The sequence below is a fragment of the Spirosoma endophyticum genome (assembly GCF_900112365.1).
GTDB lineage: Bacteria > Bacteroidota > Bacteroidia > Cytophagales > Spirosomataceae > Spirosoma > Spirosoma endophyticum.
Window position 1 is genome coordinate 1 of sequence record NZ_FOLQ01000060.1, and the last position, 7,814, is coordinate 7,814.

A 7,814-nucleotide genomic window follows, 5' to 3' on the forward strand; every position below is an offset into this window, starting at 1 on the left:
CTGTTGGCGGGCTGTCAGTATTTTCCTTTATTTGGGGCGATTTAGTGATCAAGACGCGCTCCATTTTATTACCTACTGTCGCTCACTATCTACCGAAAGCAGGGGGTACTGTTTCTTTGAGCGTAGTAGTCGCACTTTTAGTTCTAATTCAAGTAGGCTGGAAACGGTTAACAAGCACTGAACCTACCCCATTACTATAATTCTTGCAACACTGGGCTCGTTAGCCTTGCCTCGTCCGTCTTTTCAAACGTCCACTTTACTAGGCTGAGCATGAATGATTTTTCGTCTCAGTTTGGGGAGCGTTTTTATAAGAATTATCACGTCTGTTTGTCCTCTTTCGTTTGACTACGCATGCCCAAAAATTTAAATTTTAGAAAGAGATATTTATTAGTACATTTTATGTATTAATACAAATAAATTTTTGCACTTTCTGGGGTAATATTAAAAAGTCATTAATGTTATTTGGAATGAATATAAATAATGAGTTAGCTTTGTCGTACTATTTATACAGTCTACCATGTAGCTGCAACTACATGGAAAAGATTTGATCAGTCTTCACGTAAGCATTTAAGCAACTTTAAGCGGTCAGTATAAATAGAAAGAGCCGGAGGGCTGCAACCATCCGGCTCGGCCTGTCTTGCGACAGGTGCTGTACAATGGGGTAACATTATAAAGCAAATGCAAATTAACAAAATTCTGCATGTAGGACTTCTATGTCTTCTTACTTTTTGTAGCTGGGCTCAACAAAAGGATGGCAGCTTAATTGGAACTATACGGAATGCTGATGGTCAGGCACTTCCTGGAGCATCCATCAGCCTGGCCGACAGAAGCGGAGGTACGTTCGCCGATCCACAGGGAACATACCGGTTGGAGAACCTAAGCGTCGGTAAACACACCGTCGTTATCTCGCATGTTGGCTATCAGAAAATCAGTCAGGTGGTTCACCTGCAGGACGGTCAGTCGACTCGACTGGACGTCGTTCTTAAGCCGGAATCTAACGAATTAAATGCGGTTACCGTAATTGGTCGTACCGAAGTCCAGGAGGTGAACCGGCAGGCCTTCAATGTTACCGCCATTGATGCTAAACAACTTTATAATTCCACGCTTGATCTCAGCAGTGCACTGGACCGGGTTTCCGGCGTACGGGTTCGCGAGTCAGGGGGTGTAGGATCTAATTTCAATCTTTCCCTAAACGGTTTCTCCGGCAACCGCATCCGGTATTTCATTGACGGAGTACCCATGGACAATTTCGGTTCGTCCTTTCAAATCAATAATATTCCGATTAACACCGCTGAACGGCTTGAAGTCTATAAAGGGGTTGTTCCAATCTGGCTGGGTTCGGATGCGTTGGGCGGGGCAATCAACATTGTTACCGGCGATAGAAACCGGAATTATGTGGATGCGTCGTACTCCTATGGCTCATTTAATACGCACCGCACTGTCGTAAACGCAGCGATTACGGGCAAAAGTGGCTTTACGGTGCGGGTGAATGCTTTCCAGAACTATTCGGACAACAACTACAAAGTAACCGTCGATGCCGCCGACATCTATACCGGGGCTTACACGCCCAATGCCGTCGTCAGGCGTTTTCACGATACATATCACAACGAAACGGTGATTGCCAGTGTAGGCGTGGTGGGTAAAAAATTCGCTGATCAGTTGCTGCTTGGGGTTACGCTGGGAAAAAATTATAAGGAGTTACAAACAGGGGCCAGAATGGTGGCGGTTTTTGGTGGCTGGCACAGACGGGGCAATATCCTCATGCCTACGTTGAAGTACCGCAAGGCAAACCTGATCAAAGGCCTCGATGTAACCCTGAACGCGAATTATAACCTGGGCAAAGAGCAGAACATCGATACGTTGTCGGCCCGATTTGACTGGTACGGTAATTCAAAGCCCAATCCGAACGGGGAAGGCCGCGGCCGCAGCCTGTCGAAATACGGCAATAACAATGGACTCGTCACCGCTACGGCTAACTACAGACTAACGGAGCGGCAAGCCATTGCGGTGAGTAATGTTTTCAGTACGTTTTACCGAAAAGGTACGGATGCCTTTAACGAAAGCTTCACGCAGGGCGATGTGCGCCCCCGACTCAATAAAAACGTATTGGGAGTGGGCTACACCTACGACGTGAAAGACAAGTGGAGCACCTCCATTTTTGGCAAATATTTACACCAAAGTACGCCAGGAAAGATCCCATTCGACAAACTTGGTTATGGGGTGGCTACCAGCTATTTCCTGACGCCCGGTTTTCAGTTGAAAGCATCCTACGAGCAAGCCAACCGGTTGCCGGAAGCCAACGAACTGTTTGGTGATGTGGAACTAGTACAGGGCAATCTGGCCCTCAAACCCGAGCAGAGTCAGAACATAAACCTTGGCTTCAACTACAATTTTGCCGCTAAAGAGAATCATCGGTTTATAGTCAATGCAAACGCCATCTATCGCTATTCCGATAATTACATCTATTCCCGGTTCAACCAGAATCAATCGGCGCTGGTGCTGGATAACCTCGACGGCGTGTTTACCCTCGGCGGTGAAGGCGAAGTCAGGTACTCCTACAAACGATTGGTATCAGCGGGTGCAACCCTCACGTATCAGAAGTTGGAGAACCGGCAGCAGTATGTGTTTGACAGCAACGGCAATCTGGTCCTGAGCCCGGTCTACAAGGATCAAATGCCCAATATTCCGTACTTCTTCGGCAATGCGGATGCTTCGATTACACTGAGGGATCTAGGGCAACGAGGAAACGTACTGAACATTGGCTATAACCTGCTATATGTGCATAAATTCTGGTTGTACTGGCCCAGTCGCGGGGGCGATAAACTGAGCATTCCCCAGCAGGTTAGTCATGATCTGAACGCGGTGTATAGCCTGATGAATGGCCGATACAATATCGGTCTGGAAGCACGTAACATTTCTGACAATCGCCTGTACGACAACTTCAGCTTACAGAAGCCCGGTCGGGGCTTCTACGTTAACTTTCGCTATTTCTTCAATTCGTTTACCATATAATTCTATGAAATTTAGATCGACTCTCGCGCTGGCTGTCGCTGCGGGAATGCTGTCCTCATGCAGCGAGAAAAGTGAACCTGCACTCGACAATCCAGGCAATTACATATTAGCGGTTAGCCCTGCGGCCTCCACCGGGGTGGCGGATTATCTGCTGACGGCTCAAAATCTGGACGCCGGCACCATCTCCACGGCAGGCAATGGGGTGGAGCAGGACGGAACGTACCGTTACTACGTAACGCACAACGGAAAGTTCTTTAGTATGCTCTATGGTCAGGGTAATCCCGGAGCCGTTACCGCCTACAATATCCAGGGTGGTAAGCTGACTAAACTGACCAATTTTCAGACCGAAACCGTACAGGCTTTTGCGCCGGTTAATGATGACCTGCTGCTGTTTAAAATTTCAAGAAGCCTGACGGCGCCTACCTCAAGCTGGTACAAGGTGAATACGAACAGCCTGACTATCTCTTCCGAAGGTACGGTGAATACCCTCGACCTGACCGGACTGGGCGAACTGGCTCATTTTACCTGGATCAAACAGGTGGGTACCAGACTATTTGCGCCGTACCAGACGATCAACGATCGAAACTTCAACACGGCTTATCCCAATCAGGCGTCCATTGCGATTTTCAACTACGCCGACATGAAGCTTGAAAAAGTGATCACGGATAAGCGGGCCAGTTTTATTGGTAAGTATTTTCAGGATGGCCTTTCTATTCAGGAAAATGGGGACATCTACGCATTTTCTCCCGCAGCAGCCACAACCGGTGGAACAATTTCGACTACTAAACCCTCCGCTATCCTGAAAATCAATTCCGGCACTACTGAGTTCGATCAAACCTATTTCTTCGACGTGGAAGCTGCCAGCGGTGGGATGAGTATTACTACCTGGCTGTACGTAGGCAACAATACGTATATCGTGAACGCGGCGGCAAAGGCTGAAAAAACGGGGGGGTTCCCAGCTGGAAAACGTATTGGTATCGTAAACGTGGTCGATAAAACTTACAAAGCCGTCACGGGCATGCCCGACGTAGCGAGCATCTCCAACCTGACCACCACCAACTATACCCCCAAAGATGGCAAAACGGGCTACATCGGGATCAACTTAACGGATGGTACCAGCTATATCTATAAGATTGATGCCAGCACGCAAACGGCTACCCGTGGCCTGAAAGTGGAGGGCGGTGCCGTTACCGCCGTCCAAAACCTGAAATAAGACATTCTGATGCTACCGAACCGGAAGCTTTCAGGGATTTTCCGGTTCGGTAATTTTATCCTGCACAATTGCCCAATCACTCCCAATGGCTTATGATCACCACCTTGTACTTCATCCAGTTTATCGCCTTTTATCTTTGGCAAATTACGGCGTCTAAACGTCAGCCCATGGGCGGTTTATGGACCTACGCGCTGGCGAACAAATCGCAGACACGTCTTATTGGGGCGTCCTTATTACTGGTCGCCTGCGTAAGCTTCGTTTTTCAATGGGGTCTGGCGAGCGGCATCTTTGCCTTTTTTGTAGGGTTGATGGCCGTGGGTTGTCTTTCGGTGGTCATCGAACCATTTAATTACCTGCGTATACAGAGCGTTGCTGCAATTTACGGGTGTTGTGTGCTCTTAGAAATAATCCTCTAGTTATGCCAGCCAATAAAAAATACCTGACCAAATCGCCCTGGATAAAATTATCTAAACTACTGGCAGGTTCGCTGGGCGGCTACCTGGTGACCGTAAGTTTTCACGCGGCCCTAACCCGCGTGTTTCAGAAGGAATACGTCATGGTAACCTCCTTCATAACGGGCTACCTACTCTGGGCAACGCTTTTACTGGTTGCTTTCCTGATTCCGCAAGCCTGGAAGACCTGGGCCATCTATGTACTGTTAGTAGGGGTATTTTCAGGCATTTACTTTAGTTAGAATCGGTTACGATTATGGATAACAGGAAATACAACATTTATTTCAACACCCATACGGTTAGCGGCATTATTATCTGCGCGATTTTGTACGTCATGTTCTTTGCCGGTTCGTTCTCGTTCTTTAAAGACGACCTGGCTTCGTGGCAAAAAAATGAGTCCTATTTGAGTCCTGAAGCGGGAGTAAAAAAAGATTTTAACGGCATTCTTGATTCACTCGCCAAACATCATACGTTAAAAGGGCGTGATTTTGACATGACGATGCAACGCCATCAGGCGGGTGTATACGTTGCTATGACGGCCTCGCACGACCCGATCGTGCAAAAACTAAAGAAGCCGAAAAAGAAACCGGAAGGCAGGCGTGGTCGGGGCAGAGGCCGGGGAGGAGATGATGATTTAGCGTTCTTTACGTATGATTTCAGCAAACAGCAGGAAGCCGATTACGCGTCAAGTTATACCATCGGTGAATTTTTGTACCGGCTACACTTTTTAGCGCAACTTAACCAGGTTTTTCCTTTCCGCATTGGCGTACCCTTTGGGTATATGCTGGCCGGTATTGTCTCCTTTATCTTTCTGTTCGCCCTTATCACCGGGCTACTGCTGCATTGGGACAAGATTGTATCGAATTTCTTTACGTTCAGACCCTGGAGTAAGCGCAAGACGCTATGGACCGATCTGCATACGGTTCTGGGGGTGATCGGTTTTCCGTATCAGCTCGTGTTCGCGATAACGGGCGTCATTCTGATCTTCAATTCATTCCTAATCGTTCCCTATACAAAGTTGTTTTACAAGGGCAATGACGAAAAAATTTATAAGGACCTGGGCTATGGCGTGAAGCAGGAATTTACCTATGCGAACAAGGCGTTGACCGCCAAATTCGATATTAATCAATTGGTTACGCAGACTGAACATAAATGGCAAAACAGCGATGTCAGTTTGGTTGCCATACGAAACTACGGGGATGAAAACATGCACGTAGTGATCCAGGGAAAACCCCATACGGACGTCCAACTCAATGGACAGGGAGAGCTCGTTTACCGGATACGCGATCAGAAGATCCTTTCGGAACGTACCCCGCTGGAACCGGCATCGTATATACATACGGTCAGAGGACTCATTTTACGGCTGCATTTTGGCGATTTTGGCGGCAGGCCCTTGCGGGTGATTTATTTCGTTTTGGGAATTCTGGGCTGTATCGTTATCAACTCAGGTGTCATGATCTGGCTGGTAGCCCGAGACAATAAGAACATTCCAGCTCGTAAACGGACATTCAATTTCTGGACAGCCAACGTATATATCTCCTCCAGCTTAAGTATGTTGCCCGTTACGGCTTTTACCATGACAGCCCTACTGTTCCTCACTAAACCGGGCCAATCGGATATCTATCACTGGTACTTTTATTCATGGCTCGCCCTAAGCGTTTACTTCCTCATTCGGAAAGATCTCGCCCTAGTGAATCGGCAATCGTTACTCTTATCCGTAGTAACCTGTTTTGCGATACCTCTAGCCAACGGTGTCATACGTGGTAACTGGTTTTGGAACACCTTTCAACGTAACGCTTTCGACATCCTATTTATCGATGTACTTTTTCTTTGCCTAGCCATTATCAGCGGAGTTATTCTGTGGAAGCTAGAACAGGAAAAGCGTTCTCAGGCAAGTCCAGCACCGGTAAAGGAGAAAGTTGGGCAGTTAGGCGCTGCCTGATAGCGTATTCATCTTATCTGATAACACACCAGCCTTCCTGATTCATTTAATTGTCTATTTTAAAACCTTGCTATGAACCGATTACGCTTTCTTGTCCTGATTCTTTTTGCCTTCAACGTAGCAGACGTATATGCCCATGCGTTATGGATACAGACCAGCCCAACTGGCAAAAAGGGCCAAAAGCAAACAGTTACTGTACTCTATTCTGAACCGGGTGATCCATCTGAAAAGATTAGCGACTGGTATTCCGATGTTAAATCATTTGAACTTTGGCTAATCGGCCCCGGTGGACAAAAAACCAAGCTACCTGTAAGCCCCGCTCAGGATCATTTCACGGCGGAATTCACGCCCGAGCAGGACGGAATTTATACACTTGCTGTAGGTCATGGAGCCAAAGATCTAGGTGGCACTACCAAATATCAGTTTAATGCGACCGCAGCTGTAACCGTTGGCAAGGTAGCTTCCTTGTCAGTAGCGCATCCAAACGAGTTAAACGTGTCGGTGTCCGAAGCCGGGAAGGGTTATGTTGTGGGGAAGCCAGTCGCCTTAGCCGGTATTTTTAATGAAAACCCGGCCGATAAACTACGGGTTGCGGTTCACTCACCCAGCGGCTGGAATAAGGAAATTCAAACCAATACCAACGGTATCGCCGAGTTTACCCCCCTCTGGCCAGGTCGCTATTATATTGAAGCCAGTAAGACTGACAAGATGGCCGGGGAACAAAATGGCAAGCCTTATCAGGCTATATGGCGCTGTGCAACCTACGTGATTGACGTGGCAGAGAAGTAGTCATGTGGCCGCATTGCCATTCCGTAAGTGCGAACTATACAAAAGTCTTCTAGAAGCACATTTAACAATCTCATTTAATGCCCATTTTGTGGTACAGATTCACATGCTTATATCGTTCTAACAAAGACACATACTATTATACTCCATCAGCTTACCCTATTAGGCTAAACACAGAGACGACATCAAACAGAATGAGGAACTTGATGGAGTGAACTTTTGTAGTTATCTTAATCGAAAACTTCATTGCCATGGCCCTTGCATTGCCGATTATAGCCTCCAACCCATCCTTACTGCCCCGGCTCTTGACCGAGCAGGAGATCATTGCCCGTAGTCGACAAGGTGTGCTCCGCGCCGAGGCCGACCGCGTGGCCGGTTTGGTCGGCTTAACCGATAAGGAAGTGGCGGC

7 protein-coding genes are annotated in these 7,814 nt (G+C 47.6%); all 7 read left to right on the forward strand.

What is annotated here, in order from left to right; genetic code table 11:
• Positions 1 to 200, forward strand: a 200-nt coding sequence (locus tag BM202_RS37980; RefSeq protein ID WP_218160657.1) for a hypothetical protein, incomplete at its 5' end; no start/stop codon positions are given.
• A 478-nt stretch (positions 201 to 678) separates the two neighbouring features.
• Positions 679 to 3,012 (forward strand): TonB-dependent receptor, encoded by a 2,334-nt coding sequence (locus tag BM202_RS36160; protein WP_093835425.1) that lies wholly within the window; start codon positions 679 to 681, stop codon positions 3,010 to 3,012.
• A gap of 4 nt (positions 3,013 to 3,016) precedes the next feature.
• Positions 3,017 to 4,225 carry a DUF4374 domain-containing protein gene (locus tag BM202_RS36165; protein ID WP_093835427.1) on the forward strand — a complete coding sequence of 403 codons (1,209 nt, stop codon included), beginning with the start codon at positions 3,017 to 3,019 and terminating at the stop codon, positions 4,223 to 4,225.
• Between the two features lie 92 nt (positions 4,226 to 4,317).
• Positions 4,318 to 4,641: a hypothetical protein gene (locus BM202_RS36170; RefSeq protein WP_093835429.1), complete on the forward strand. Its 324-nt coding sequence runs from the start codon at positions 4,318 to 4,320 to the stop codon at positions 4,639 to 4,641.
• A gap of 2 nt (positions 4,642 to 4,643) precedes the next feature.
• Positions 4,644 to 4,919, forward strand: a complete 276-nt coding sequence (locus BM202_RS36175; protein WP_093835431.1) for a hypothetical protein — start codon at positions 4,644 to 4,646, stop codon at positions 4,917 to 4,919.
• 14 nt (positions 4,920 to 4,933) lie between these two features.
• The gene (locus tag BM202_RS36180; RefSeq protein ID WP_093835433.1) at positions 4,934 to 6,619 is read left to right on the forward strand and encodes a PepSY-associated TM helix domain-containing protein; all 1,686 of its coding nucleotides are present in this window, start codon (positions 4,934 to 4,936) and stop codon (positions 6,617 to 6,619) included.
• Between the two features lie 72 nt (positions 6,620 to 6,691).
• Positions 6,692 to 7,408, forward strand: coding sequence for a DUF4198 domain-containing protein (locus BM202_RS36185; RefSeq protein ID WP_093835435.1), 717 nt, complete (start codon positions 6,692 to 6,694; stop codon positions 7,406 to 7,408).
• Positions 7,409 to 7,814 lie beyond the last annotated feature (406 nt).